Genomic DNA, 24422 nt, shown 5'->3' with positions numbered 1-24422 from the left:
CTGGCTTTTTCATGACTCTCACGGCTCTGCCGGCATCGGTCGATGCGATGCTCGAACTCTTGACTTCGCGCGGTTATCTCGCGGAGCGGTCGCTGGCGACGGTGACCTATCTGTCGCTGCGCATGGGCCGGCCGCTGTTCCTGGAGGGCGAAGCCGGCGTCGGCAAGACCGAGATCGCCAAGGTGCTGTCGGCGGCGCTGGGGCGGAAGCTGATCCGCCTGCAGTGCTACGAGGGCCTCGACGTCTCCTCCGCCGTCTACGAGTGGAACAGCGCCGCGCAGATGATCGCGATCCGGATGGCGGAAGCCGCCGGCGACACCGACCGCGATCAGCTCTCGTCCGACATTTTCGCCGACCGCTACATGATCAAGCGGCCTCTGCTCCAGGCGTTGGAGCCCGACGTTGCGGGACCGCCGGTGCTGCTGATCGACGAGCTCGACCGCGCCGACGAGGCGTTCGAGGCGTACCTGCTCGAAATCCTCAGTGACTTCCAGGTGACCATCCCCGAGTTCGGCACCGTGAAGGCGCCGCATCCGCCGATCGTCATCATCACCTCCAACCGTACCCGCGAGATCCATGACGCGCTGAAGCGGCGCTGCCTCTATCACTGGGTCGACTATCCCGAAGCCGAGCGCGAGCTCGCGATCGTCAAGACGCGCGTGCCCGGCATCTCGGCCAAGCTGTCGCAGCAGGTCGTGCGTTTCGTCCAGGCGTTGCGCAATCAGGATTTCTACAAGTCACCGGGGGTCGCCGAGACCATCGATTGGGCCACCGCGCTGTCGGAGCTCGACGCCCGCTCGCTGACCCCGCAAGTGGTCGGCGACACGCTGGGCGCGCTGCTCAAGTACCAGGACGACATCACCCGCATGCAGGGCGACACCCTGCAAAAGGTGCTGAAGGAAGCGACGAGCGAGAATTGACGCTGGTGCGTCATAACTAACTCGTCATTCCGGGGCGCGACGAAGTCGCGAGCCCGGAATCCATAGTCCCGATCGTGGTTATGGATTCCGGGCTCGCCGCTGACGCGGCGCCCCGGAATGACGAGTGAGAGTGCTGATCCATGGCCATCAACCACCTTGCGCCCGACCAGACCGAGCAGTTCGCCGACAACATCGTCGGCTTTGCCCGCGCGTTGCGTGCAGCCAGCATGCCTGTCGGGCCGGGCGCCGTCATCGATGCCATGAGCGCGCTCCAGGTGATCGACATCGGCAACCGCGCCGACGTCTTCACCACGCTGGAGGCGATCTTCGTCAAGCGCCACGAGCATGCGCTGATCTTCAGGCAGGCCTTCAACTTGTTCTTCCGCGCCTCGGAAGAGTGGAAGCACATGCTGGATTCGGTGCCGTTGCCGGAGCAGGCCAAGAAGAAGCCGCAGGCCGGCTCCCGCCGCGTGCAGGAGGCGATGTCGCAGCCGCGGATGACGGAGACGCCGCAGCACCAGGAGCAGGATTTGCGCCTGTCGGTCTCCGACAAGGAGATCCTTCAGAAGAAGGATTTTGCCCAGATGAGCGCGGCCGAGATCACCGAAGCGCTCCGCGCCGTCGAGCGGATGCGGTTGCCGCAGGCCGAGCTTCTGACGCGCCGGCACCGGCCCGATCCCCGCGGGCTTCGTCTCGATTTGCGCCGCACGCTGCGCGCGTCCTTGCGCACCGGCGGCGACATCATCGACATCCATCGCCTCGGGCGCATCGAAAAGCCGGCGCCGATCGTCGCGTTGCTCGATATCTCGGGCTCGATGAGCGAGTACACCCGCCTGTTCCTGCACTTTCTCCACGCCATCGGCGACGCCCGCAAGCGCGTCTCGGTGTTCCTGTTCGGCACGCGGCTGACCAACGTCACCCGTGCGCTGCGCCAGCGCGACCCCGATGAGGCGCTGGCGAGCTGCTCGGCCTCGGTCGAGGACTGGGCCGGCGGCACCCGGATTTCGGCCTCGCTGCACAACTTCAACAAATTGTGGGCGCGGCGCGTGCTGAGCCAGGGCGCCATCGTGCTGCTGATCTCCGACGGGCTGGAGCGGGAGGCCGATTCCAGGCTCGCCTTCGAGATGGACCGGCTGCACCGGTCCTGCCGGCGGCTGATCTGGCTCAACCCGCTTCTGCGGTTCGGCGGCTTCGAGGCCAAGGCGCAGGGCATCAAAATGATGCTCCCGCACGTTGACGAATTCCGCCCGGTACATAATTTGAGTTCGATCCAGGAGCTGATCACGACGCTCTCCCGGCCGCTGCCGCCGCATCACCGCAGCCTGATCCGTTCCGCAGCTTGAGAGGTTAAGCCATGCTCGATCGCGACGAGGATATTCTGAAGGCGGCGGAAGATTGGCAGAAGGCCGGCCGGGGCGTCGCGCTGGCCACCGTTGTCGAGACCTGGGGCTCGGCGCCGCGCCCGGCGGGCTCGAGCCTCGTCATCAACGATGAGGGCACGTTTCTGGGGTCGGTCTCCGGCGGCTGCGTCGAGGGCGCCGTGGTCACCGAGGCCATGGACGTGATCCAGAGCGGCAAGCCCAGGATGCTGGAGTTCGGCGTTGCCGATGAGACGGCCTGGAATGTCGGGCTGTCCTGCGGCGGCACCATCCGCGTCTTCGTCGAGAAGGTCGGCTAGCCGTGAAGCTCGCAATCCTGCACGAACTCAATGCCGAGCGCGCCGCGCGCCGACCGGTGATCCTGGTGACCGACACCGAGAGCGGCGATCAGCGCCTGGTGAAGGCTGCGGATTTTGCAAACGACCCGCTGCGTGCCGAACTGGACAAGCAGCTTCGCATGGGCAAGAGCGCCAGTGTCGAAGCCGGCGGCAAAAAGCTGTTCCTCAACGTCTACGCGCCGACCGCAAAGCTCGTCATCGTCGGCGCGGTCCATATCAGCCAGGCGCTTGCGCCGCTGGCGCGCTCGCTGGGCTATGACGTCACCGTGGTCGATCCCCGCACGGCGTTTGCGAGCCCCGAGCGCTTCCCTGACGTTCCCTTGGTCGCCGAATGGCCCGACACCGCGCTGCCGCCGCTCAATGTCGATGCCTACACGGCTTTCGTCGCAGTGACGCACGATCCGAAGATCGACGATCCCGCGCTGCTGCACGCCTTTGAGCGCAACTGCTTCTATATCGGCGCGCTCGGCTCACGGAAGACGCATGCCAAGCGCGGCGACCGGCTGCGCGCGCAGGGCGCCAAGGACAGCGATATCGCGCGCATCCACGCGCCGATTGGGCTTGCGATCGGCGCGGTCTCGCCGTCCGAGATCGCGGTGTCGATCATGGCCGAGATCACGGCGGTGCTGCGCCTGCCTCCAAAAGAAAAAGAAGAAGCGGCATGAAATTCGGACCGGCGAGCCCCAAGGATGCGATCGGCGGGGTGACCGTCCACACCCTGCGCCAGGGTCCGCTGGTGCTGAAGAAAGGCACGACGATCGGCCCGGCCGAGGTCGAGGCGCTGACGCGCGCCGGCATCAAGGACGTCGTGGTGGTGCGCATGGAGGAGGGTGACGTCTCCGAGGATGTCGCCGCCGCCAGCATCGCGCTGGCCGTCGGCGGCGAGGGCATTCATGTCGAGCGCGCCTTCACCGGCCGCGCCAATCTGTTCGCCGCGCGTCCGGGCGTGCTGGTGATCGACCGCGCCGCGGTCGACCGCATCAACAATGTCGACGAGGCCATCACCTTTGCGACGCTCTCCGCCTACAAGCCGGTGGTCGAGGGCGAGATGGTCGGCACTGTCAAGATCATCCCGTTCGGCGTCGAAGGCAATTTGCGCGATGCCGCGGTGAAGGCGGCGGGCGGGGACGTACTGAAGATCGCGCCCTACGTCATCAAGCGCGTCGGCGTGGTCTCGACGCTGCTGCCGGGCCTCTCGTCGAAGGTGATCGACAAGACGCTGCGCGTCACCGCCGAGCGGCTCGCGCCGGCTGGCGCCAGCATCATTGCCGAGCGGCGCGTGCAGCATGAGGAGCTGGCGCTGTCGGCCGCGATCAAGGAATTGCTCGGGCTTGGTGCGGAGCTCGTCATCGTGTTCGGGGCGTCCGCGATCGCCGACCGCCGTGACGTGATTCCGGCGGCCGTCACTGGGATCGGCGGCGAGATCGAGCATTTCGGCATGCCGGTCGACCCCGGCAATTTGCTGCTGATCGCGCGTGCCGGCGGGGTGCCGGTGCTGGGCGCGCCGGGCTGCGCGCGCTCGCCGGTCGAGAACGGTTTTGACTGGGTGCTGATGCGGCTGCTCGCCGGCATCAAGGTGACGCGTTCCGAGTTGATGGGCATGGGCGTCGGCGGCCTCCTGATGGAGATCGTCACGCGGCCGCAGCCGCGCGCAGAACCCGCGATCGAGGGCAACAGCCAGGTCGCGGCCATCGTGCTCGCGGCGGGCCGCTCGACCCGGATGGGCGGACCGAACAAGCTGCTCGCCGAGCTCGACGGCAAGAAGCTGGTGCGGATCGCGACCGAGCAGGCGCTGGCCTCCAAGGCCTCCGAGGTGATCGTCGTCACCGGGCACCAGACCGAGTTGGTCGAGCAGGCGCTGCAAGGCTTGAAGGTGAAGTTCGTCCGCAACCCGGATTTCGCCGGCGGCATCGCGAGCTCGGTCAAGGCCGGCATCGCGGCCGTACCCGAGGCTTGCGACGGCGCCGTGGTCTGTTTGGGCGACATGCCGCTGATCGATGCTGGCCTGATCGACCGTCTCATCGACGGCTTTGCGCCGGACCGCGGCAACCTCATCGTCGTGCCCGTCAGTGACGGGCGCCGCGGCAATCCCGTGCTGTGGTCGCGCCGCTTCTTCAGGGAATTGATGACGCTCGACGGCGACGTCGGCGCGCGCCATCTGATCGCCAAGCACACCGAGGCGGTGGCCGAAGTCCCCGTGGATGGCGAGAGCGCCTTCCTCGACATCGACACGCCGCAGGCGCTGGAAGCGGCACGACGCGGGTAGTGGTGCCCGTAGGAGGTCGCTGCTATTCTCTTCACCGCGGCGGAGAAATGGCTCCCGTTCCAAGATGCGCAGCATCGTTGGTGGGCGGAGAAGATTCGGACATTCGATCGGTTTTCAATTCCTTTCCGATCTGGAGCGCGATCCTCTTGTTGTTCTCGCGCATGCTAGCCGTGTTCTTGCCAATTGGTGCTGCAGGACAATGAGCTTCCAAGCCGAAACTGCATTCGATCGCTCTACGGGATCGATCCGACAGCACCCATCCGAGCGGGACGCGCACATCGTCCGTCGCGAGGATCACCTTGCGCACTCTCCCCTCGGTGCACGATGCACTATGGTTTTCTTGATCGGCGTCGGCGCAAGTCTTTTGGTCCATAAATAGTTGAGCCTGCGCAACGGCGCGCCGGCCGCGTTCGGAGCGAATGCTATCCAGGGCTCGCAGTGGGGTCGCCAATTCACCAAAGGAGTAGGTAGAGTTGTCAAATCCGTCGTCGGCGGGAGGGCTAACCAGGGCTAGAAGAATGAATCGCGCTTTAGGCTTGCAGTCGACCGGACGAGTGGCAGGGCATGCTTGAAGTCGCGCGATGATATCGAGCGCCGTAGCAATTCCCGAATTGTCGGAATAACCACCATCAACAAGCCGACGCTTCTCAGTACGTATTCTCTCTCCCGTTGGAGCTGTCGCTGCATACCAACCAGCTGGGCTTACGAATGGAAAACTCGCGCTCAATACAACACCGGTACTGAGCGGGATATCGAGCGTCGGATTCCTGTCAGATAGGCTATAGAGACCCGGCGTTTGACTGCTCTGCAAGCTCATCGGCGCAACGACCACCCGTTCGCCAGTCTCGACTTCGGTCGAATTTAAGAGCAGGGCCGGAGCTACACTTTTGGGATCCCAAGAGCCGAGAATGCCGGACTTGAACGGATTTGGATACTTCCGATCCTGTGCCGCTGCCGGCCAAGCATTTTCGATGGAGCGCTCGAGCGCGCGCGCTCGATTCAAACTTGCTCCGGGGCATAAGAGATTCCAGCAAGGCAGAATCCGCGCAGGCGCGTCCAAGAAGAGAGTTGCGCTTACAAGATCGGAGAGGAAGTCTTTCTGGAGAAAGCTCTGTGCATTGTCCCAATACCAATTCTGAGGCGCTCTGGCCGCATCGACTCGTGTTCTTGCCTTGACGAGGGATGAAAATATCGAGGCGCCCAAAGCGCCTCCCGAGACTGCACTGATCGCAAATGTGTGCTGCGCGAATTCTGGATACTGATCCTGTATTGCGGCGAGGAACATGCCGGCATGGTATGCGGCGTAGATGCCACCTCCTTCAGCTGCCACCACGTAGACGGGGTAGGTGCCGTCCTCGAAACGGTCGAGATCAGAGCGCGATGCTATCCAGGTTTGAAACCCGTCCTCGAGAGTTAATGGCTTCACGTAGGTTCCAGCTGTCGATTGGCCGGCAAGCCTGCGAATAGCGTGGTTGTCGTCAAGGTCGAAATACGCGAACGCGAGCATCGCGCCGATGATGACGTGAAGTCCGTGCCATCGCTTCTTTTCACGGGCCAGACCGAACAGCGTCGCCGAAAACGACAAGCTGGCGGCCAAGAATACATTTACCGTGAAAATCTCATTTTGCACCACACTCATAATGTTGAGCCCGGAGGCCAAGTAGACGATCGGTACGATGCAGAACAGAACAAACGCAAAGATAGCCAGGACAAACAGCGAGAAAAGAGCCGCTTCGAACAGTTGGCGGTTCAGTTTGATACTGAGAAAGCTTTCCGATAGCCGAGGGAAATTCTTGAATAGCGTAACGAACGGGATCAAAGGCAAGTAGGGAAAAGCTCTGACGACGAAATCGATACGCCATCGGTCTCGCGATGTAAGGTACACCAGCAGAGTGTAGAGGAAGACGAGGCCAAATATAGAGGCCAGCAAAAGCCCATAGAAGAGTATTTCCCACCCCACGTAAAACAGCTCACCCTTCAGCGGAAAGGTTGGCACAAGTGCGTTGTAGAAAATAACAACCGGAAGCAGTGGCGCCAGCAGCCAAGCAAAGCCGAAACGGTTTGCTTGCGACATGACTTCGAGCAGGCGATCCGCTATTCGGTGCGCGTGGGGATACAGCCGAAATGCTGAGACAACGTCGGAATACGGGTAGAAGTGGGCTGGTCCCCATACGCCGAGGGCGATGACTAACAGCAGCATCGAACTCGTTGCCCACAGATCAGTTCCGAAGACGCCAGCCATGAGACTGAAGGGCGCGAGCGGGTCGTTCGGATCGATGCCCGGTGCAAACTTGATCCACAGAACCTCGCGCATTTGCGCCGTCGAATAGATAACGCTTGCCAGAATCAGCACGAAGATCGGAGCGGCGAGGTCGGAAAAGACCTCGAATAACCCATGGATGCGGGTCCACAAACTCGGCAGCAGCAACAGCACGATCCCAGCACAAATTACGGCGCTGACGAAATCCCAGACGACAACTATGCCTTCGAAGGACTCGTGATAGACCGGGAGGAAAAGAAAGAGCCAAAGAATGAGAACAATTAAGGTGCCCAATACAATTCGATCGTTGGTAGAAAGCATATCTGCCTCCCGCAACATCCTATGGTTGAATTCTGGCACAAGTTCTGATCCTTCGGCAAGAGCGCCAAGCGGAGTTGTTCTCTTCCTGTACGTGGCTGGGCAGGCCGAGAAAACGTAGCTGCAATTGAAAAGGCGCGGTCTTGAACCGTGAGGGCTCGGATCGCGCTCGCGGCCATCCTTCGAGACGACGCGCTACGCGGTCTCCTCAGGATGAGGTCTGAGCCTGCGGCCGTGCCTCATTCGTCCGTTTTCAACCCCTCGTTCACCATCTGGAAACGACCACCGCTTAGAGTCCCTTCCACCTGCCTTGGGGGGAGGGGTTTTTCCATGGCTTCGAATGTCGTCGCGCGCCGTTGCGCGATGTTTTTCTTTGCGCTGTCGGTTTGTGTCGCCGGCGCTCGCTACATCACGGATGCGCATGCTGCCGGTGCGTTTGCGGTCGGCAAGTGCGGGGCCTATGGCCAGGCTTTTGATTACGGCGCCGAGCGCGAGGCCCGTGCCGCGGCGCAGAAGCAGTGCAAGGGCGACTGCACGACCGTGACCATGAAGCGCGCCTGCGCCGCGATGTCGGTCGATATGGCCAACCCGTGCGGCGCCTATGGCTATGCCGTGAAGCCGAAGATCTCGGCCTCGCTCAATGCCGCCACGCGCGAGTGCTACAAATACGGCGGCAAGGAATGCGTGATCCGCGCCTGGGCCTGCGACGCCAAGGGATAATCCTTTTGCTGTCATTGGCGATGCAACGGGTACCGCGCGATGCGCGGACCGGAGCATTGCGTCAGGAATGACATTCGGGACAGTCCGGCCTTGACGATGCCGAGACTTCGACACTCCAAATACAGCCGCCTCACCCCGGCGGCATGCCTGCGAATTTCGGCAGGTCGGGATCGAGACGATCCCAATCGTACCCACGCGCTGCGTAGGTCACCACCTGCGGCTTGTAGCGGGCGGGCTCGTCGAGGCTTGTGGCGCGGATGGTGAAGATGTCGGGCATCGCCGCAAAGGTCATGTAGACCGGCAAGCCGCACTGCGTGCAGAAACCGCGCGTCTTCACGTTGCCGCTGTCGCCGATCATGTCCCAATGCTTCGCCTCGCCCGTCAGCGTGACACCTTCGCGCGCGAAGGTCATGTACGAGCCGTGACCGCTACCGCTTTCGCGCTGGCAGTCCCGGCACTGGCAGTGATTGCTGAACAGCGGCTCACCGAGAATCGAATAGCGGATCGCGCCGCAGGCGCAGCCGCCGGTAAAAGGCCTGGTCATCGAAATATCTCCCACTCACTTCTCGCCACTGATCTCGTCGAGCTGGCGGACAACCTTCTTCCAGCCGCCGCTCATGACCGTGTAGGCCGACTCGTTCCTGGGCATGACGAAGCCCGCATGCACTAGGCGGATCCGCGTGCCGGCTTCGACCGGGGTGAGGGACCACGTCACGACGGTATCGAGCGGCGCGCCGTAGCCGGTGTTGCGTTCGTCACCGCCCTTCCAGGCGTAGACGAGGCGCCGGTTCGGTATCACTTCGAGAACGCGGCAATGGATGACGCCATCCCAGTTGCCGCCCGGCGTTGTCTGGAAGGTGAAGGCCTTGCCTTCGGCGGCTTCGAAGCCGGTCGGCTGTCAGCCAGCGCGCGATCAACTGGGCGCTGGTCAACGTCTTCCAGATCGTCTCGGGCGCGTGAGGGAAGACCTCCTCCAAAACAATGTCTTGGACGCTGTCTTTTGTCCCGGCTCTGAACTCGGCTGCACTCACGGATCGATCTCCTTCAAGAGGTCACGCAGATTCTGGAAGCGCTCGCGCCAGAACACGCCGTAATGGTCCATCCAGGTGACCAGCGGCTCGAGTCCTTGCGGCGCGGCGCGGTAATAGACGTTGCGGCCCTCGGCGCGCTCGGCGACGAGGCCGGCCTGCTTCAGCGACTTCAAATGCTGCGAGATCGCGCCCTGCGTCACGCCGCTGCCGCGGGTGAGCTCGGCCACGCTGATCTCCTTGCTCTCGAACACGCGCTCGAACACGGCACGGCGCGTCGGATCGGCGAGGGCACGCATCACGGTGGTGACGGGATTTGGGGCGGCTTCGATCATGGATATTCGATTAGCAAACGCCAATGCATTAGTCAATACTAATTTGTTGGCTGCATAGGGTTGGATCGCTGCCTTGATGATGACTGACCGGTCAGTCATAAATAGGGGATGACAAAGAAGCCCACCAAAGCAGCCACGCCAACCGCAGCTCGCGCCGATGCGAAGGGCCGTGCGCCCGCCGACGCTCCGCCCGCTTCGAACCGTGCCACGCGTGCGGCCGAGCGTCGGTCGGCCATCGTGGAAGCGGCGATGGAGGAGTTCATCGCGCGCGGCTTTGCCGCGACGCGGCTCGACGATATCGCCAAGCGGGCGGGCGTGGCCAAGGGCACGATCTACCTGCACTTCAAGGACAAGGAATCGATGTTCGAGGAGCTGGTGCGCACTGTGATCGTGCCTGTGGTGGCGAAGCTGAATGCGCTGCCGCCGCCGACGGGCTCGGTGCGCGATCTCGTCGAGGCCTTTGCCGGTAACTTCCTCAAGGAGGTCATCGGCACGAGGCGCGGCGATCTCGTGCGATTGATCGTGGCGGAAGGGCCGCGCTTTCCGTCCGTCGCCGATTTCTACTATCGCGAGGTTGTCTCGCGCGGGATCGCCGGCATGCGCGCGCTGATCGAGCTCGGCATTGCCCGCGGCGAGATCCGCGAGAAGAACCTCGCGCGCTATCCGCAGATCCTGGTCGCACCGGCGATGATCGCGGTGATCTGGCAGAGCCTGTTTGCGCGGCACGCGCCGCTCGACGCCCAGGACATGCTGCGCGTCCATCTCGATTTGATTTTTGGCGAACGGAGGACGACATGAGGTCGTCACGAGCAATTTCTGTGGTTGCATTGGCTGCCGTGCTGGCAACCGGCCTTGCCGGTTGCAAGGACAAGCGCGATCCCGGATTTCAAGGTTGGGTCGAGGCCGACATGATCTTCGTCAGCCCGGACGAAGCGGGCCGGGTGACGAAGCTCAATGTCCGCGAGGGCGACGAGGTGAAGGTCGGCGATGCCCTCTATTCCGTCGACGACGATCTCCAGCTTGCCGACCTCAACCAGAACAAGGCGACACTGGCCAATGCGCAGCAGACCTATGATCGCGCGGCCTCGCTGAACAAGACCGGCTCCGGCACGCAGGCCAATCTCGATTCCGCCGTATCGTCCTTGCGTGTCGCCGAAGCGCGGGTCGCGACGTCGGAGACGCGAATGGCGCGGCGCAGGGGCTTTGCGCCCGTTGCCGGCACCATCCAGCAGATCTACTTCCGCGAGGGCGAGATGGTGGCGGCGCAGCGGCCGGTGCTCTCGATCATGCCGCCAGGCAACATGAAGCTGCGCTTCTTCGTTCCGGAGACCGAGTTGCCGAAGCTTGCGATCGGCGACACGGTGCGCATCTCTTGCGACAATTGCGCGGCGGATCTCACCGCAAAGATCTATTTCATCGCGACCTCGGCCGAATACACTCCGCCTGTCATCTACAGCCTCGATGAGCGCAACAAGCTGGTCTATTTGATCCAGGCGCGGCCCTCGCGGCCCGATGCCCTGCGGGTCGGACAGCCGATCGACGTCTATCTCCATCCAAAAACGCCGGTGGCGGACAAGCGATGAACGGCGGCAACGGCATCGCGATCGACGTCAAGGGCCTGACCAAGTCGTTTGGCGGGCGCGAGGTCGTGCACGATCTGTCGATGCAGGTGAAGCGCGGCTCGATCTACGGCTTCCTCGGGCCGAACGGCTCGGGCAAGACCACCACCATCCGCATCCTCTGCGGCCTGCTCACGCCCGACAGCGGCGAGGGCACCTGCCTCGGCTACGACATCAGGCGCGATGCCGAAAAGATCAAGCGCCAGGTCGGCTACATGACCCAGCGCTTCAGCCTGTACCAGGACCTCTCGGCGCGCGAGAACCTCGAATTCGTCGCGCGCCTCTATGGCCTCGCCGATCCACGCGGCGCCGCGCGCGACATGATCAAGCGGCTCGGGCTGTCGGGGCGCGAAGAGCAGCTCGCGGGCGAGCTCTCCGGCGGCTGGAAGCAGCGGCTCGCGCTCGGGGCCTGCACGCTGCCCAGTCCGAAACTGCTGCTGCTGGACGAGCCCACCGCCGGCGTCGATCCCAAGGCGCGGCGCGACTTCTGGAACGAGATCCATGCGCTCGCGGCCGACGGCCTCACCGTCCTGGTCTCGACCCACTACATGGACGAGGCGGAGCGCTGCCACGAGATCGCCTATATCGCCTACGGCCATCTGCTGGCGCACGGCACGGTGGAGGAGGTGATCGCGAAGTCCGCCCTGACGACCTACACCGCGACGGGCGAGGAGCTCAACGGGCTCACGGCCGCGCTCACCGGCAAGCCCGGCGTGGACATGGTGGCGCCGTTCGGTACTTCGCTGCACGTTTCCGGGCGCGACGTCGCCGCGCTCGAGGCCAGCATCGCGCCGTGGCGCGAGAAGGGCGGCCTGCACTGGCACAAATCATCGCCCTCGCTCGAAGACGTGTTCATCGAATTGATGAGCCGTTCCAAGGACAATTTCCAATGAGCGCCGCCGATCATCCCGCACCCGCGCACGAGATCCGCGAGCGCTTCGGCTTCTGGAAGCGCTCCTATGCGATGCTGATCAAGGAGTTCATCCAGCTCAAGCGCGACCGCGTGTCGTTCGCGATGATCGTGATGCTGCCGGTGATGCAGCTTCTGCTGTTCGGCTACGCCATCAACACCACGCCGCACCATCTGCCGAGCGCGGTGCTGCTCCAGGAGGATTCGGATCTTGCCCGCTCGGTGTTGAAGGCGCTGGAGAACACCGCCTATTTCCGCTTCATCTACGAGGTGCACGACGTCGACGATTTCGACAACCTGCTGAAATCGGGCAAGGTGCTGTTCGGCGTCGAGATTCCGCGCGGCTTCGAGCGGGCGGTGCGGCGTGGCGACCGGCCGGCGCTGCTGGTTGCGGCCGACGCCACCGATCCCGTTGCGGCCAGCGCCGCGCTCGGCTCGCTCGGCATGGTCGTGCAGACCGCGCTTGCGCACGATCTCTATATCGGCAATCCGCCCGAGATGCCGTTCGAGATCCGCGCGCATGCGCGCTACAATCCGGCCGCGTCGTCCAGCCTCAATATCGTGCCGGGCCTCGTCGGCACCATTCTCACCATGACCATGCTGATCTTCACCGCGCTCTCGGTCACCCGCGAGGTCGAGCGGGGCACCATGGAGAGCCTGCTGTCGATGCCGATCAAGCCGGTCGAGGTGATGTTCGGCAAGATCGTTCCTTATGTGCTGGTTGGCTTCCTTCAGGCCTTCCTCATCATCGGCATCGGTGTCGGCTTGTTCGGCGTGCCCTTGCTCGGCAATCTGTTCCTGCTCGCGCTGCTGTCGACCTTGTTCATCGCTACAAATCTGTCGATTGGCTACACCATCTCGACCGTGGTGCAGAACCAGCTCCAGGCCATGCAGATGGCCATGATGTTCTTCCTGCCGAGCATTCTGCTCTCCGGATTCATGTTCCCGTTCGCCGGCATGCCGGTCTGGGCGCAATATCTCGGTGAATGCCTGCCGCTGACCCACTACTTGCGGATCGTCCGCGCCATCATGCTGAAGGGCGCGACCATGCAGAATTTGCACTTCGACGCGCTGGCGCTGGCGATCCTGATGCTGGTCGCCATGACCATCGCGGTGACGCGCTTCCGCCGTACGCTGGATTGAGGCACAATGCCCCTGAATCGAGGGGAGAAATGGTCAGGTTTGCCAGCAGGAAGACCCGGCAACATGCCGTGATGTCGGAGGAGTTCGAGCGCGAGCTGACGCGAGAAGTGCTGCGGACCGAGCTGTTGCGGGTGAGGGCGCTGATCACGACGGGCTGCGTCATGATCCTGTTCCTCACCGCAACCTACCTGATCGACCCTGCCATCGTGAACCGGGTCTGGCGCGGGACGGAGGGCTTGGTCCGCGAATACATGCTCTTGGGGGGCTTCATCCTCTTCGAGGTCTGGGTCCACAGCCAGATCAGGCGAAACCTCAAGCTCGATCGCGACCTGCCGGTGATCAGGCGCTATATCGGCGCTCTCATCGAAACGTCGCTGCCGACGATCATCCTGATTCTGCAGATTCGCAGCATGGGCGCTGGGCCCGCGCTCGGTTTCGTGCTGCCACTGGCCTATTTCATCTTCATCATTCTTTCGACGCTGCGGCTCGATTTCTGGCTGTCCACCTTCACGGGATTTGTGGCCGCAGCCGAACTCCTGGCCGTCGCGCTGTACTACAATTCGGCCAGCGAGGCTGGCGAACCGCTGATCTACTTTCACGCTGTGCGCAGCACCATCATCCTGATCTGCGGCGTGCTCGCCGGCTCCGTCGGCGCGCGGCTGCGGCGGCAATTTGCCGCGAGCATCGCGGCCGCCACCGCGCGTGATCGCGTCACCAACCTGTTCGGCCAGCACGTCTCGCCGCAGGTGGTGGAACGGCTGATGGCGGCGGGGCCCAGCGCGGGCGGCGACCTTCGCCGCGTCGCGGTGATGTTCGTCGATTTCCGCGGCTTCACCGCCAGCGCGCGGTTGCGCACCCCGCAGGAGGTGGTTGACCGGCTCGACGGTGCGTTCGCCGTGCTGGTCGACATCCTCGATCGTCAGGGCGGCATCGTGAACAAGTTTTTGGGCGATGGCTTCCTCGCCCTGTTCGGCGCGCCGCTGGAGGCCTCCGACGCCGCGCACCGCGCGGTTGCCGCAGGCCGCGAGATGCTGGCCGCGATGGACCGCATCAACGCGCAAACGAGCTGGCCGCTGCGGATCGGCATCGGCATCCATTTCGGCGAGGTCGTTGCCGGCAATATCGGCTCGCCCCGGCGCAAGGAGTACACGGTGATCGGCGACACCGTGAACTTCGCCTCGCGGCTGGAGGCACTCAACAAGGAGTTCGGCTCGCACCTCCTGATCTCCGCGTCCGTCCGCGAGGCGCTCGGCGACGACGGTGAGGACGCCGTCGCGCTCGGCGAGGTCGCGGTTCGCGGCTACGAGCACAAGGTGGCGGTGTTTCAACTGGGGTGAGGGGCTCGCGTTTCGTTGAAGGCGCGTGATGAAATATCTCACGGCGATTTCCGCTCATATTGTCAGGACGCCGAAACCTCTCGGCTTCCGTTTGCCACGCGGAGAGAACCCATGACCCGATTGACCCTTGTCTCGGCCGCCCTGATCGCCGCCGCCGTCTATCAAACCCAGGCCGCAGCCGCTCGCGACGTCGCCCCGCGGCGCGCCTCGCCTCAGGCGGCTGCGGATTGCGTGAGGGCTCCGGCACAGGGCGCGTTTGCCTCAGCGCCCTACAAGCAGCCGCCCTGCACGCCGAGGGCAGCGAATTAACGCGCAAGGCGAGGTCGGGTTGGCAACGTCCGCCGGCCCGACCTCGCGTCCCCCGCGGGCATCGCCGGTTTCTCGATTGCGGTACCTTGGTAGTGCTTGACTCCTATCTCATCTAGTCATCTATATGACTATATGAATGCAGCCCCGCACGACGACCGCCTGCCACGCTACCAGCGCCTGCGCGACGACCTCGCCGCGCGGATCAACCGCAATGAATGGCGGCCGGGCGAGCCGATCCCGTCGGAGGCCGAGCTCGCGGCGCATTACGGCGTCGCCATCGGCACCGTGCGCAAAGCGATCGATCAGCTCGTTGCCGATACCGTGCTGGAGCGCCAGCAGGGCCGCGGCACCTTCGTGCGCCGGGCGCGCTTCAACTCCTCGCTATTCCGCTTCTTCCGATTCCAGTCCGAGAGCGGCGAGCGGCGCGTGCCGAAGAGCCGCATCATCCGGCGCAAGAGCGTTTTGGCGAATTCGGCGGTTGCGTCGGCGCTACGCATCCCTGTCGGCGAGCCCGTGATCAGTCTGTCGCGTCTGCGCCTGATCGACGATGTACCGCTGCTCGCCGAAGAAATCTGGCTCCAGCAATCGCGCTTCGCGCCGATCCTGGAGATCGACACCGCCGAATTCGGCGACCTGCTTTATCCGCTCTACGAGGAGCGCTGCGGAGAGGTGGTGGTGTCGGCCGAGGAAATTCTGACGGTCGAAACCGCCAACGAGATGCAGGCGCGCCTGCTGCGCCTCGAAGCGCACGCACCATTGATCGTGATCGAGCGCCTCGCGCTCGATCTGGAGCGGCGGCCGATCGAATGGCGCAGGTCGCGTGGGCCGGCCGACCGGTTCCGCTACCACGCCGAGATCAGGTGAGAGCGACTTTTCAACGACACCAAGCAATAACGAGTACAGGGTAGGAAAAATGTCAAACTGGTACAGCGAAAGCTCGCCGCTGGAGCGGCGCACGTTTTGGGCAAGTTTTGGCGGCTGGGCGCTGGATGCGCTCGACGTCCAGATGTTCGGCCTTGCCATCCCTGCGCTGATCGCCGCCTTCGGCATCAGTAAGGCCGATGCGGGCCTGCTCGGCTCGGTCACGCTGTTCTTCGGCGCGTTCGGCGGCTGGCTCGGCGGCTGGCTCGGCGGCGCGCTCGGCGACCGTTTTGGCCGCGTCAAGGCGCTTCAGATTACCGTTGCGACCTTTGCGCTCGCGACCTTCGCCTGCGCGTTCGCGATGACTTACAACCAGCTCCTGATCCTGAAGGCGATTCAGGGCCTCGGCTTCGGCGCCGAATGGGCTTGCGGCGCGGTGCTGATGGCCGAGATCATTCGCCCCGAGCATCGCGGCAAGGCGCTGGGCTCGGTGCAGAGCGCCTGGGCCGTGGGGTGGGGCGCAGCTGTGCTGCTCTCGGCCCTCGTGTTCACTTATGCACCCGCCGACATCGCCTGGCGGCTGCTGTTTGCGCTGGGGCTGTTGCCCGCGCTCCTCATCATCTTCATCCGCCGCGGCTTGAAGGAGCCGCCGCGCGCGGTCGCAGCCGACAAGACGCCATTCTTCGCCACGCTCTCGGGCATCTTCCATCGCGACGTGCTGCGCTCGACGCTGATCGGAGGCCTGTTTGGCATCGGCGCCCACGGCGGTTACGCGGCCCTGACCACGTTCCTGCCGACGTTCTTGCGCGAAGTGCGGCATCTGTCGGTGCTGGGCTCCAGCGTCTATCTCGCAGTCATCATCGTTGCCTTCTTCTGCGGCTGCATCGCGAGCGGCATCATCAGCGACCGCATCGGCCGCAGGGCCAATGTCACCTTCTTCGCCAGCGCCTGCATCGTCACCGTGCTGATCTACATCTTCGCGCCGCTGACCAACGGCGAGATGCTGGTGCTCGGCTTTCCGCTCGGCTTCTTCTCGGCCGGCATTCCCGCCAGCATGGCGGCGCTGTTCAGCGAGCTCTATCCGGCCGGCGTGCGCGGCACCGGTGTCGGCTTCTGCTACAATTTCGGCCGCATCGTCTCCGCCGCGTTCCCCTTCCTCGTGGGCTATCTCAGCGACCATATCGGGCTCGGACCGGCGATCGGCATCGATGCGGCCTTCGCCTATTCGCTGGTGCTGATCGCGGTGGTGCTGCTGCCCGAAACCCGCGGCAAGGTTTTCGAACAAGCCGCGGCGACGCGCGCCTGACGCCGGATGGGGAGCAGTCACCATGATATCCCGCGAGCGTGGCCTGACGCGCCGCCAATTCGGCACAGGCCTTGTATCCCTCGTGTCGGCCACGGCCGTCGCGAGCCGAGCGAAGAGTGAGACGAGCTTGCCGACAATCGATACCCATGCCCATGTCTTCCACCGCGGCCTCAAGCTCGCGCCCGGCCGGCGCTATGCCCCAGATTACGATGCGCCGCTGGCGCTCTATCTGGAGCAGCTCGACCGCAATGGCATGAGCAATGGCGTGCTGGTGCAGCCGAGCTTTCTCGGCACCGACAATTCCTATCTGGTCGAGAGCCTGAAGACTTCCGGCGGACGCCTGCGTGGTATCGCGGTGGTCGATCCTTCCGTGACCGCGGACGAACTGCGCGCGCTCGATCGCGCCGGCGTCGTCGGCATCCGCCTCAATCTGGTCGGTCAGCCCTTGCCCGATCTCGCTGCCGGCGAATGGAAGGCGCTGCTCCGAAACGTGAAATCGATGGGCTGGCAAGTCGAGCTCCAGCGCAACGCGTCCGATCTCGCACTGCTGGCGCCGCAGCTGCTCGACCATGGCGTCCCCGTCGTGCTTGATCACTATGCGCTGCCGGATCCGAAACTCGGTGTCGCCGATCCCGGCTTCCAGTCGGTGCTGAAGCTCGGCGCGACGCGAAATGTCTGGGTCAAGACCTCGGCGCCGTATCGCAACGGCGCGAGCGGCGAGAGTTTTGCGAAGGAGGCCTATCCGCTGCTGCGTAAGGCCTACGGCCTGGATCGATTGCTGTGGGGCAGCGACTGGCCGCACACGCAGTTCGAGGCGTCGCAGACTTACGCGAAAAACAGGCAGTTTCTCGATGCGCTGATCGTCGACGACAGCGAGCGCGCGCGGGTGCTCGCATCGCCGCATCAGCTGTTCCGCTTCTGATTCTCCCTTTTGATCTCCTCGCGCGATTGCTCCGAATGCTCCGAATTTTGGGGCATGACGAGCGATGTCGCCGGCCTGTAGACTGCCGGCGATGCGGTCGGTTGAGGCCGTGACTTTCATGAGGAAGTGAAGATGCAGCGCCGCTACATCACCGTCGACGTATTCACCGACCGCGCCTTCGGCGGCAACCAGCTTGCCGTGGTGCTGGATGCCGGCGGGCTCACGACGCAGCAGATGCAGGCGATCGCGACCGAGTTCAACTATTCCGAGACGACCTTCGTGCTGCCGCCGCGCGACAAGGCCAATGACGCCGAGGTGCGCATCTTCACGCCGGTGCTGGAGATTGCCTTTGCCGGCCATCCCAATGTCGGCACCGCCTTCGTGCTGGCCTCGATGGCAAAAGAGCTGAAACCGCGCCTGCTGTTTGAGGAGAAGGCCGGGCTCGTGCCGGTCGAGATCGTGAGAGAGCAGGGCCGGGTGGTCAGAACCGAGCTCACCGCGCCCCAGCCTTTGGCGCGGCTGTCGCAATTGTCTGCCGCTGAAGCTGCAAGCTGCGTCTCGCTCGGTGCGGATGACATCAAGGTCGACAGCCACGCGCCGCAGATCGTCAGCGTTGGAAACGCGTTTCTGGTGATGGAGCTGCATTCGCGCGAGGCGCTCAAGCGCGCCCGGCCCGATGCGGCCGCCTACGGCAAGGTCTTGCCGCGGGACGGCGCCCGCTCGGTATGGTTCTACACGCGCGACGTGCCGCCAGCGGAGGCGCCTTGCGACCGGCAGGCGCGGATGTTCATGCGCGGCGCCAGCGGCCTCGTCGAGGATCCCGCCACCGGCAGCGCGACGGTCGCCGCGGCCGCGCTGTTTGCCGATCTCGATCCCACGCGTGATGGCGAGTTGAAGCTCACCGTCGGCCAGGGCTTTGACATGGGACGGCCAAGCATCCTCCGGACGCGCGTGCGCAAGCAGGACGGCAAGATCGTCTCCGCTCATGTCGGCGGCAGCTGCGTGCAGATGATGGAAGGGACGTTTCGGCTGGCGGGCGAGGGGTGAACTCTCCTCGCGCCAAGACGAGCTCGCGCCAGATCCGTCATCCTGAGGTGCGAGCCCTTGCGAGCCTCGAAGGATGCACGGCCGAGATGCTACATCGGGGCACGCCGTCGTCCTTCGAGGGCCGCTGAAGAAGCGGCCACTCAGGATGACGGCTACGGTTAAAGTCGTCCTCCCCGTCCGAAGGCCGCTACACCTGCCGCCCCGCCAAATTTCTCACCGCCACGCCATCGCGCTCTTCGATGATCTCCGCGATCATCTGGCGGTGGCAGTGGGTGTGATCGCGTTCGTAGCAGAGCAGGCAGACCGGACCGGCCTTCATCACCAGCGCCGAGAGCTCGTCCATCTCTTCCCTGGCCTGCGGCGTCTTCAGGTGCTTTGAATAGATCCTCTCCAGCACATCGTATTGGCCGCTGCGCGCGGCGAGGCGGCCTTCCTTCGGCGTGCCGAGCGCGGCGAGATGGACATAGGCGATCCCGCGCTCGTCGAGGCCCGCGGCAAGCTGCTTCTTCGAAAAGCCGGGCCGGCGCGATGAAGTCACCGCGCGCACGTCGACCACGAGCTTGACGCCGGCCCCTTCCAGCTCGTCGAGCACCGCCTTGGGCGGCGTCTGTTCATAACCGATGGTGAAGAGCTTTTTCGCCTTTGCCATGAACCATCCTCAGCTCACCCGCGCGATCAGTTCCATGGCGCCGGCCGGTGCGCGCACCTTGCCCTCGTGGATGACATAGGCGAACACGTCGCGCGGCTCTTTCTTCGGCTTGGCCTCGTCGACCTTCGGCAGATCGTCGGGTTCACTCCCCTCGGCCCAGTCCTGAAAGCGCTTGGCCCAGGCATCGAGCTGCTTCGGCGGATAGCAGGTCTTGATCTCGTCATTGCCCTTCTGGAGCCGTGCATAGACGAAGTCGCCGGCGACGTCGGCGATCGCCGGATATTTGCCGTGCTCGGCGAACACGACAGGCGTCTCGAACTCGCGGATCAGCGCGACGAAGTCCGGCGCGCAAAAACTGTCGTGGCGGACCTCGACGACATGGCGCAGCGCGCGCCCATCGAGCTTGCGCGGCAGCAGCTCCAGGAACTTGCCGAAATCGGCGCCGTCGAACTTTTTCGTCGGCGCGAACTGCCACAGCACCGGTCCGAGATGGTCGCCGAGTTCCAGCACGCCGGAATCATAGAACCGCTTGATGGAATCGCCGGCCTCGGCAAGCACGCGGCGGTTGGTGGCGAAGCGGGGTCCCTTCACCGAGAACACGAAACCATCGGGCACTTCGCTGGCCCATTTGCGAAAGCTCTCCGGCTTCTGCGAGCCGTAATAGGTGCCGTTGATCTCGATCGAGGTCAGCTTCGAGGCGGCATAGGACAGCTCCTTGGCCTGCGTGAGCTTCTCCGGGTAGAACACGCCGCGCCAGGGCTCGAAGGTCCAGCCGCCCACGCCGATGAAAATGTTGCCGGATTTTTTGGACGCGGTTTTTGCTTTGGCCACGGGAGGGTCTCGCATCGACGGGGAGGGACCTCATCCTAATCAAACCAGATGTGATTGGCCAGTTGCGCCGTCCCGTCTAAGGTCGCAACGGGACCCGCGCAAAAGGAGAACAAGAATGCGGATGCTGATGGTGGGAGCGGCGCTCGTCATGATGACATCTGCTGCCATGACGCTTGGTGCCATGGCCGACGATGACGACGATGCCAAGGGCGCGCAGAAGCTCGCCATGCAGGGCCGCGACGATTACTGGCATTGCCTGGCGCGGGAATATTCGCGCGACTCCAATCAGGGAATGTCGGAACAGGATTTCGGCCGCTCGGTCGCGGGCGCCTGTCCGTCGGAGCGGCAATATTACCGGGTGGCGTTGCTCGACTATCTCACCACGCAATATCCGAACATCGATGCCGGCGCCCATCTCGCCACCGCGAACAGGGCGGTCGAGTCGGCGCAGAAGGACATCGTGACGGCCTTCGTCAAGCACAGGCCGCCCGCAAAGTAGGGCAGTGGCGAACGGCCAATCGCGAAGAGGGCACGTAAGCCGGCGCTCTTCATTCGCGACGAGCCATTCGCTATTCGCCCCTCCGCGGGGGGCTCTTCCAGCTCCGCGCGCATCCATGGTATCACTGGAGGCATCTGGAACAGGGATGGGGCTTCCATGTCGTCTGAGTCGGTGGGTGGCATTCTGGGCGCGATCGTCGCGGCGATCGTGCTTGCGGTCGCCGTCGTATTGGGGCCGATCGGCCAGTACGGCAAGCCGCCCAGGCCGGCAAAGGTCGAGCCGGCTCCAGCGGCAGCGCCCGCAGTCCCGGCCGCCCCCGCGCCGCGTGGGCCGGTGATCAAGGAAGTCCCGAACTAGCAAGGATCTGAAAAAGGGCCGCTATGCCCCCTTGCGAAGCGGTTTTGCCGTACCTATCTAACTTATAACGGCGACGTTGAGGGGAAACTCCGGCGCTGGGACGACCTTGGAATAGCTAGGACTTGCGCCGGATGTACGCGCGGTCTGCCGTTCCGGGGTCGTTGGCATTTTTGGGCCCTTTTTGGGCCTTTCCCCAGAGACCCCCGGCTCGGTAGCGCAACGTCTTGGCAGCGCAGGACGCGGCGGATATACGCTGCCGTCATGAATGAAGCGATCAGACCGGGCTCCGGCACTCCCCCGCAGGCTCAAGAGGCGCCGGAACTGTCGGTCATCGTCCCGACGTTCAACGAGCGCGACAACGTCACGGTGCTATACCGGCGGCTGGAGGCGACGCTCGCCAACGTCGCCTGGGAAGTCGTGTTCGTCGACGATAATTCGCCCGACGGCACCTGGGACGTCGTGCGCGCGCTGGCGCAGCGCGACAACCGCGTGCGCTGTGTCCGTCGCATCGGCCGCCGCGGCCTGTCGGGCGCCTGCATCGAGGGCATCCTGGCCTCCAGCGCGCCCTATGTGGCCGTGATCGATGCCGACCTCCAGCACGACGAGACGCAACTGCCGAAGATGCTGTTGCTGCTCGCAAGCGACCAGGCCGATCTCGTCGTCGGCAGCCGCTATATCGAGGGCTACAAGAGCGAAGGCTTCAACAAGCAGCGCGCCGGCGCCAGCGCGCTTGCGACCGAACTCGCCAGGAAGGCGTTGCGGGTCGAGATCGCCGATCCCATGAGCGGCTTCTTCATGGTTCGGCGCGACCGTTTCGAGGAGTTGGCTCCGAAACTGTCGGTGCACGGCTTCAAGATCCTGCTCGACCTCGTCGCGAGCGCGAACGGTAGCTTGCGAGCCGTTGAAATTCCCTACACGTTCGGTGAGCGCCAGCACGGCGAGAGCAAGCTCGATTCCATGGTCGCACTGGATTTTCTCGGCCTGGTGCTGGCCAAGTTCACCAACGATGCTGTCTCGCTGCGCTTCATCCTGTTCGCGATGGTCGGCGGCATTGGCCTCGTGGTGCATCTGACGACGCTGTTCATCGCCCTTCAGCTATTCAAGGCGCCGTTCGCGGAGGCGCAGGCCGCGGGCGCCGTCGTCGCCATGACCAGCAACTTCGTCCTCAACAACTTCCTCACCTATCGCGACCAGCGGCTGAAGGGCTTTGCGCTGCTGCGCGGCCTGATCGCCTTCTACATCGTGTGCAGCGTCGGGCTGCTCGCCAATGTCGGCGTCGCCTTCTCGGTCTACGACCAGGAGCCGATCTGGTGGCTGGCCGGCATGGCCGGCGCGCTGATGGGCGTGGTGTGGAACTACGCGATGTCCGGACTGTTCGTCTGGCGCAAGAAATAGCTCGACATGGGCGGGGCTGACGCGCGGATTGTCCGCAATACCGCGCTGGTGATCGTCGCGCTGGTCGGCTTGCGGCTGGTTGCGGCCGCGTTCACGCCGATCACCTTCGACGAAGCCTATTACTGGATGTGGTCGAAGAACCTCGCCGGGGGATATTACGACCACCCGCCGATGGTCGCCTATGTGATCCGCGCCGGCACCATGATCGCCGGCGACACCGAGCTCGGCGTCCGCGTGTTCTCGATCCTGCTCGCGCTGCCGATGAGCTACGCGATCTACCGCTCCGCCGCCATCCTGTTCGGCGGCGCGCGGGTGGCTGCGACCAGCGCCATCCTGCTCAACGTGACCATGATGGCCTCGGTCGGCACGCTGATCGTGACGCCGGATGCGCCGCTGCTGGTTGCCTCCAGCTTCGTGCTGTTCTTCCTCGCGAAGGTGCTGGAGACCGGCCGCGGCGTCTGGTGGCTCGCCGTCGGCGCGGCGGTCGGCGCGGCGCTGCTGTCGAAATACACCGCGATGTTCTTTGGCGCCGCGATCCTGATCTGGCTTGCGGCCGTGCCGAAACTGCGGCGCTGGTTCCTCTCGCCCTGGCCCTATCTCGGCGGTCTCGTTGCGTTCGCGCTGTTCTCACCGGTGATCCTGTGGAATGCGGATCATCAATGGGTCTCGTTCGTAAAGCAGCTCGGCCGCGCGAAGATCGAGGACTTCCGTCCCGTCTTCATCGCCGAGCTGATCCCGACCCAGATCGCCTTCGCAACGCCGCTGGTCTTCATCCTCGGCGCGATGGGCCTGCACGCGCTGACCTGGCGCCGGGCCGGCGCGCTGGCCTCGCGTTTGCTGATCGAGACGCTGTTCTGGACCATCGTTGTCTATTTCGTCTGGCATTCGCTGCATGCCCGCGTCGAGGCCAACTGGTTCGCGCCGGTCTATCCGCCCTTCATCGTTGCCGCGGCCGCCGCCGCCAATCTCGTGCCGTGGCAACCACGCGCGCGCCGCTTGGTGGATTTCTGCCTGCGCTGGGCCGCGCCCGTGGGCATCGTGATGTTTGCCGCGCTGATCGTGCAGGCCAACACCGGCTGGCTGTCGGGCTATCGCCGCGACGCGACGGTGCGCAGCGTCGGCGTCGGCTGGCGCGAGCTCGCCGCCGAGATCGAAGCGGCGCGCGTGCGCAGTGGCGCGACCTGCGTGCTCGCGCAGGACTACGGCACCACGGGCTGGCTCGCCTTTTACTTGCCGCGCGGCATCTGCGTGCTGCAGCAGAACCAGCGCATCCGCTGGGTCAACATGCCCGAGCCCGATCCAAAGCTGCTTGCCGGCAAGCTGATCTCTGTCGACGAGCTGCGCCCGGGCGGCCATACCGCCCTCGACGAGCTCTTCGCGAAGGTGACGCAAATTGCGCAATTGCAGCGCAAGCGCGGGCCGCTCGTGATCGAGACCTACGGCATTGATCTGCTCGAAGGCGCCAAGGGCGACGTGCTCGACCGCTCGCCGCCGCCGGAAGCGCGGTAGCTCTCGATCGTCGTCCCCGCGAATGCGGGGACCCATACCGCGTGGTCTGTCGATGAACGCAGGTGCCTGTACCGCGCGAAAAAGCCGCTCACTAGCAGCCTTCGCCAAACTTCTCCCTGTGGGTATGGGTCCCCGCGTTCGCGGGGACGACGGCGGAGTGTGTG

General features: G+C 64.2%; 25 protein-coding genes and 1 pseudogene. 20 read left to right on the top strand and 6 right to left on the bottom strand.

Going from position 1 to position 24422, the window contains the following annotated elements; genetic code table 11:
• Positions 1-11: 11 nt before the first annotated feature.
• From HAP41_RS32340 to HAP41_RS32320, 5 genes are all read left to right on the top strand, one after another.
• On the top strand, positions 12-920 hold the full coding sequence (locus tag HAP41_RS32340; RefSeq protein WP_014494196.1) for an AAA family ATPase: 909 nt from the start codon (positions 12-14) through the stop codon (positions 918-920).
• Between the two features lie 140 nt (positions 921-1060).
• Positions 1061-2263 carry a vWA domain-containing protein gene (locus tag HAP41_RS32335; protein WP_071912469.1) on the top strand — a complete coding sequence of 401 codons (1203 nt, stop codon included), beginning with the start codon at positions 1061-1063 and terminating at the stop codon, positions 2261-2263.
• A gap of 11 nt (positions 2264-2274) precedes the next feature.
• Entirely contained in the window at positions 2275-2598 is a 324-nt protein-coding gene (locus HAP41_RS32330) for an XdhC family protein (RefSeq protein WP_007602422.1), read from the top strand.
• Positions 2599-2600: 2 nt separating this feature from the next.
• Complete coding sequence (locus HAP41_RS32325) at positions 2601-3302, top strand: XdhC family protein (protein WP_166091485.1); 702 nt, start codon at positions 2601-2603, stop codon at positions 3300-3302.
• Positions 3299-4903: an NTP transferase domain-containing protein gene (locus HAP41_RS32320; protein ID WP_166091490.1), complete on the top strand. Its 1605-nt coding sequence runs from the start codon at positions 3299-3301 to the stop codon at positions 4901-4903. Before HAP41_RS32325 ends, HAP41_RS32320 begins: the two co-directional genes overlap by 4 nt.
• A gap of 31 nt (positions 4904-4934) precedes the next feature.
• Here the strand turns inward: HAP41_RS32320 and HAP41_RS32315 are convergent, their stop codons facing one another.
• Positions 4935-7484, bottom strand: a complete 2550-nt coding sequence (locus HAP41_RS32315) for a patatin-like phospholipase family protein (RefSeq protein ID WP_166091494.1) — start codon at positions 7482-7484, stop codon at positions 4935-4937.
• A gap of 327 nt (positions 7485-7811) precedes the next feature.
• Between HAP41_RS32315 and HAP41_RS32310 the strand changes: the two genes are divergently transcribed.
• Positions 7812-8201 carry a DUF4189 domain-containing protein gene (locus HAP41_RS32310; protein ID WP_028158473.1) on the top strand — a complete coding sequence of 130 codons (390 nt, stop codon included), beginning with the start codon at positions 7812-7814 and terminating at the stop codon, positions 8199-8201.
• Positions 8202-8331: 130 nt separating this feature from the next.
• Here HAP41_RS32310 and HAP41_RS32305 read toward each other — a convergent pair whose 3' ends face one another.
• The 3 genes and pseudogenes from HAP41_RS32305 to HAP41_RS32295 form a co-directional block, all read right to left on the bottom strand.
• Positions 8332-8745, bottom strand: coding sequence for a GFA family protein (locus tag HAP41_RS32305; RefSeq protein ID WP_166091497.1), 414 nt, complete (start codon positions 8743-8745; stop codon positions 8332-8334).
• A gap of 15 nt (positions 8746-8760) precedes the next feature.
• A pseudogene (locus HAP41_RS32300) lies at positions 8761-9232 on the bottom strand (SRPBCC family protein).
• Complete coding sequence (locus HAP41_RS32295) at positions 9229-9564, bottom strand: ArsR/SmtB family transcription factor (RefSeq protein WP_011088398.1); 336 nt, start codon at positions 9562-9564, stop codon at positions 9229-9231. Before HAP41_RS32295 ends, HAP41_RS32300 begins: the two are co-directional and overlap by 4 nt.
• A 108-nt stretch (positions 9565-9672) precedes the next feature.
• Here HAP41_RS32295 and HAP41_RS32290 point away from each other — a divergent pair, with 108 nt between their 5' ends.
• From HAP41_RS32290 to HAP41_RS32245, 10 genes are all read left to right on the top strand, one after another.
• Complete coding sequence (locus HAP41_RS32290; RefSeq protein ID WP_175618048.1) at positions 9673-10362, top strand: TetR/AcrR family transcriptional regulator; 690 nt, start codon at positions 9673-9675, stop codon at positions 10360-10362.
• On the top strand, positions 10359-11147 hold the full coding sequence (locus HAP41_RS32285) for an HlyD family secretion protein (RefSeq protein WP_166091506.1): 789 nt from the start codon (positions 10359-10361) through the stop codon (positions 11145-11147). The genes HAP41_RS32290 and HAP41_RS32285 overlap by 4 nt, the downstream gene beginning before the upstream one ends.
• Positions 11144-12076, top strand: a complete 933-nt coding sequence (locus HAP41_RS32280) for an ABC transporter ATP-binding protein (protein WP_166091510.1) — start codon at positions 11144-11146, stop codon at positions 12074-12076. The genes HAP41_RS32285 and HAP41_RS32280 overlap by 4 nt, the downstream gene beginning before the upstream one ends.
• Complete coding sequence (locus HAP41_RS32275; RefSeq protein WP_166091515.1) at positions 12073-13236, top strand: ABC transporter permease; 1164 nt, start codon at positions 12073-12075, stop codon at positions 13234-13236. Before HAP41_RS32280 ends, HAP41_RS32275 begins: the two co-directional genes overlap by 4 nt.
• Positions 13237-13265: 29 nt before the next feature.
• Positions 13266-14573, top strand: coding sequence for an adenylate/guanylate cyclase domain-containing protein (locus HAP41_RS32270; RefSeq protein WP_135215458.1), 1308 nt, complete (start codon positions 13266-13268; stop codon positions 14571-14573).
• Positions 14574-14684: 111 nt separating this feature from the next.
• A complete protein-coding gene (locus tag HAP41_RS32265; protein ID WP_085404340.1) occupies positions 14685-14882 on the top strand; it encodes a hypothetical protein in 198 nt (65 codons plus the stop codon).
• A gap of 132 nt (positions 14883-15014) precedes the next feature.
• Positions 15015-15746 carry a GntR family transcriptional regulator gene (locus tag HAP41_RS32260; RefSeq protein ID WP_166091520.1) on the top strand — a complete coding sequence of 244 codons (732 nt, stop codon included), beginning with the start codon at positions 15015-15017 and terminating at the stop codon, positions 15744-15746.
• A 49-nt stretch (positions 15747-15795) separates the two neighbouring features.
• A complete protein-coding gene (locus HAP41_RS32255; protein WP_166091529.1) occupies positions 15796-17049 on the top strand; it encodes an MFS transporter in 1254 nt (417 codons plus the stop codon).
• Between the two features lie 22 nt (positions 17050-17071).
• The gene (locus HAP41_RS32250; protein ID WP_166091537.1) at positions 17072-17971 is read left to right on the top strand and encodes an amidohydrolase family protein; all 900 of its coding nucleotides are present in this window, start codon (positions 17072-17074) and stop codon (positions 17969-17971) included.
• A gap of 132 nt (positions 17972-18103) precedes the next feature.
• Positions 18104-19018 (top strand): PhzF family phenazine biosynthesis protein, encoded by a 915-nt coding sequence (locus tag HAP41_RS32245; protein ID WP_166091541.1) that lies wholly within the window; start codon positions 18104-18106, stop codon positions 19016-19018.
• A 187-nt stretch (positions 19019-19205) separates the two neighbouring features.
• Here HAP41_RS32245 and HAP41_RS32240 read toward each other — a convergent pair whose 3' ends face one another.
• The gene (locus HAP41_RS32240) at positions 19206-19667 is read right to left on the bottom strand and encodes a DUF488 domain-containing protein (RefSeq protein WP_166091546.1); all 462 of its coding nucleotides are present in this window, start codon (positions 19665-19667) and stop codon (positions 19206-19208) included.
• Positions 19668-19676: 9 nt separating this feature from the next.
• Positions 19677-20513, bottom strand: coding sequence for a DUF72 domain-containing protein (locus tag HAP41_RS32235; RefSeq protein WP_094184413.1), 837 nt, complete (start codon positions 20511-20513; stop codon positions 19677-19679).
• A 100-nt stretch (positions 20514-20613) separates the two neighbouring features.
• On the opposite strand from HAP41_RS32235, the gene HAP41_RS32230 reads away from it, so the two are divergent.
• The 4 genes from HAP41_RS32230 to HAP41_RS32215 all read left to right on the top strand — a co-directional run bounded on the left by HAP41_RS32230 (position 20614) and on the right by HAP41_RS32215 (position 24258).
• A complete protein-coding gene (locus tag HAP41_RS32230) occupies positions 20614-20997 on the top strand; it encodes a hypothetical protein (protein ID WP_166091562.1) in 384 nt (127 codons plus the stop codon).
• Between the two features lie 156 nt (positions 20998-21153).
• The gene (locus tag HAP41_RS32225; RefSeq protein WP_166091568.1) at positions 21154-21354 is read left to right on the top strand and encodes a hypothetical protein; all 201 of its coding nucleotides are present in this window, start codon (positions 21154-21156) and stop codon (positions 21352-21354) included.
• A 261-nt stretch (positions 21355-21615) separates the two neighbouring features.
• Positions 21616-22749 carry a glycosyltransferase family 2 protein gene (locus HAP41_RS32220; protein WP_166091576.1) on the top strand — a complete coding sequence of 378 codons (1134 nt, stop codon included), beginning with the start codon at positions 21616-21618 and terminating at the stop codon, positions 22747-22749.
• Between the two features lie 6 nt (positions 22750-22755).
• Complete coding sequence (locus HAP41_RS32215) at positions 22756-24258, top strand: glycosyltransferase family 39 protein (protein ID WP_166091584.1); 1503 nt, start codon at positions 22756-22758, stop codon at positions 24256-24258.
• Positions 24259-24422 lie beyond the last annotated feature (164 nt).

The sequence above is a fragment of the Bradyrhizobium barranii subsp. apii genome (assembly GCF_011516635.5).
In the GTDB taxonomy this organism is placed as follows: domain Bacteria; phylum Pseudomonadota; class Alphaproteobacteria; order Rhizobiales; family Xanthobacteraceae; genus Bradyrhizobium; species Bradyrhizobium barranii.
Note: the sequence above shows the minus strand (reverse complement) of the source record. Positions and strands in the feature narration are given on the sequence as shown.

What these genes read in the sequence shown, in the direction of transcription:
- HAP41_RS32250 (WP_166091537.1), top strand. Translation starts at nt 17,072, where the DNA reads ATGATATCCCGCGAGCGTGGCCTGACGCGCCGCCAATTCGGCACAGGC.
- HAP41_RS32275 (WP_166091515.1), top strand. Translation starts at nt 12,073, where the DNA reads ATGAGCGCCGCCGATCATCCCGCACCCGCGCACGAGATCCGCGAGCGC.
- HAP41_RS32330 (WP_007602422.1), top strand. Translation starts at nt 2,275, where the DNA reads ATGCTCGATCGCGACGAGGATATTCTGAAGGCGGCGGAAGATTGGCAG.
- HAP41_RS32265 (WP_085404340.1), top strand. Translation starts at nt 14,685, where the DNA reads ATGACCCGATTGACCCTTGTCTCGGCCGCCCTGATCGCCGCCGCCGTC.
- HAP41_RS32290 (WP_175618048.1), top strand. Translation starts at nt 9,673, where the DNA reads ATGACAAAGAAGCCCACCAAAGCAGCCACGCCAACCGCAGCTCGCGCC.
- HAP41_RS32285 (WP_166091506.1), top strand. Translation starts at nt 10,359, where the DNA reads ATGAGGTCGTCACGAGCAATTTCTGTGGTTGCATTGGCTGCCGTGCTG.
- HAP41_RS32270 (WP_135215458.1), top strand. Translation starts at nt 13,266, where the DNA reads ATGGTCAGGTTTGCCAGCAGGAAGACCCGGCAACATGCCGTGATGTCG.
- HAP41_RS32230 (WP_166091562.1), top strand. Translation starts at nt 20,614, where the DNA reads ATGCGGATGCTGATGGTGGGAGCGGCGCTCGTCATGATGACATCTGCT.
- HAP41_RS32260 (WP_166091520.1), top strand. Translation starts at nt 15,015, where the DNA reads ATGAATGCAGCCCCGCACGACGACCGCCTGCCACGCTACCAGCGCCTG.
- HAP41_RS32215 (WP_166091584.1), top strand. Translation starts at nt 22,756, where the DNA reads ATGGGCGGGGCTGACGCGCGGATTGTCCGCAATACCGCGCTGGTGATC.
- HAP41_RS32340 (WP_014494196.1), top strand. Translation starts at nt 12, where the DNA reads ATGACTCTCACGGCTCTGCCGGCATCGGTCGATGCGATGCTCGAACTC.
- HAP41_RS32280 (WP_166091510.1), top strand. Translation starts at nt 11,144, where the DNA reads ATGAACGGCGGCAACGGCATCGCGATCGACGTCAAGGGCCTGACCAAG.
- HAP41_RS32295 (WP_011088398.1), bottom strand. Translation starts at nt 9,564, where the DNA reads ATGATCGAAGCCGCCCCAAATCCCGTCACCACCGTGATGCGTGCCCTC.
- HAP41_RS32235 (WP_094184413.1), bottom strand. Translation starts at nt 20,513, where the DNA reads ATGCGAGACCCTCCCGTGGCCAAAGCAAAAACCGCGTCCAAAAAATCC.
- HAP41_RS32320 (WP_166091490.1), top strand. Translation starts at nt 3,299, where the DNA reads ATGAAATTCGGACCGGCGAGCCCCAAGGATGCGATCGGCGGGGTGACC.
- HAP41_RS32245 (WP_166091541.1), top strand. Translation starts at nt 18,104, where the DNA reads ATGCAGCGCCGCTACATCACCGTCGACGTATTCACCGACCGCGCCTTC.
- HAP41_RS32310 (WP_028158473.1), top strand. Translation starts at nt 7,812, where the DNA reads ATGGCTTCGAATGTCGTCGCGCGCCGTTGCGCGATGTTTTTCTTTGCG.
- HAP41_RS32225 (WP_166091568.1), top strand. Translation starts at nt 21,154, where the DNA reads ATGTCGTCTGAGTCGGTGGGTGGCATTCTGGGCGCGATCGTCGCGGCG.
- HAP41_RS32315 (WP_166091494.1), bottom strand. Translation starts at nt 7,484, where the DNA reads ATGCTTTCTACCAACGATCGAATTGTATTGGGCACCTTAATTGTTCTC.
- HAP41_RS32220 (WP_166091576.1), top strand. Translation starts at nt 21,616, where the DNA reads ATGAATGAAGCGATCAGACCGGGCTCCGGCACTCCCCCGCAGGCTCAA.
- HAP41_RS32240 (WP_166091546.1), bottom strand. Translation starts at nt 19,667, where the DNA reads ATGGCAAAGGCGAAAAAGCTCTTCACCATCGGTTATGAACAGACGCCG.
- HAP41_RS32335 (WP_071912469.1), top strand. Translation starts at nt 1,061, where the DNA reads ATGGCCATCAACCACCTTGCGCCCGACCAGACCGAGCAGTTCGCCGAC.
- HAP41_RS32305 (WP_166091497.1), bottom strand. Translation starts at nt 8,745, where the DNA reads ATGACCAGGCCTTTTACCGGCGGCTGCGCCTGCGGCGCGATCCGCTAT.
- HAP41_RS32255 (WP_166091529.1), top strand. Translation starts at nt 15,796, where the DNA reads ATGTCAAACTGGTACAGCGAAAGCTCGCCGCTGGAGCGGCGCACGTTT.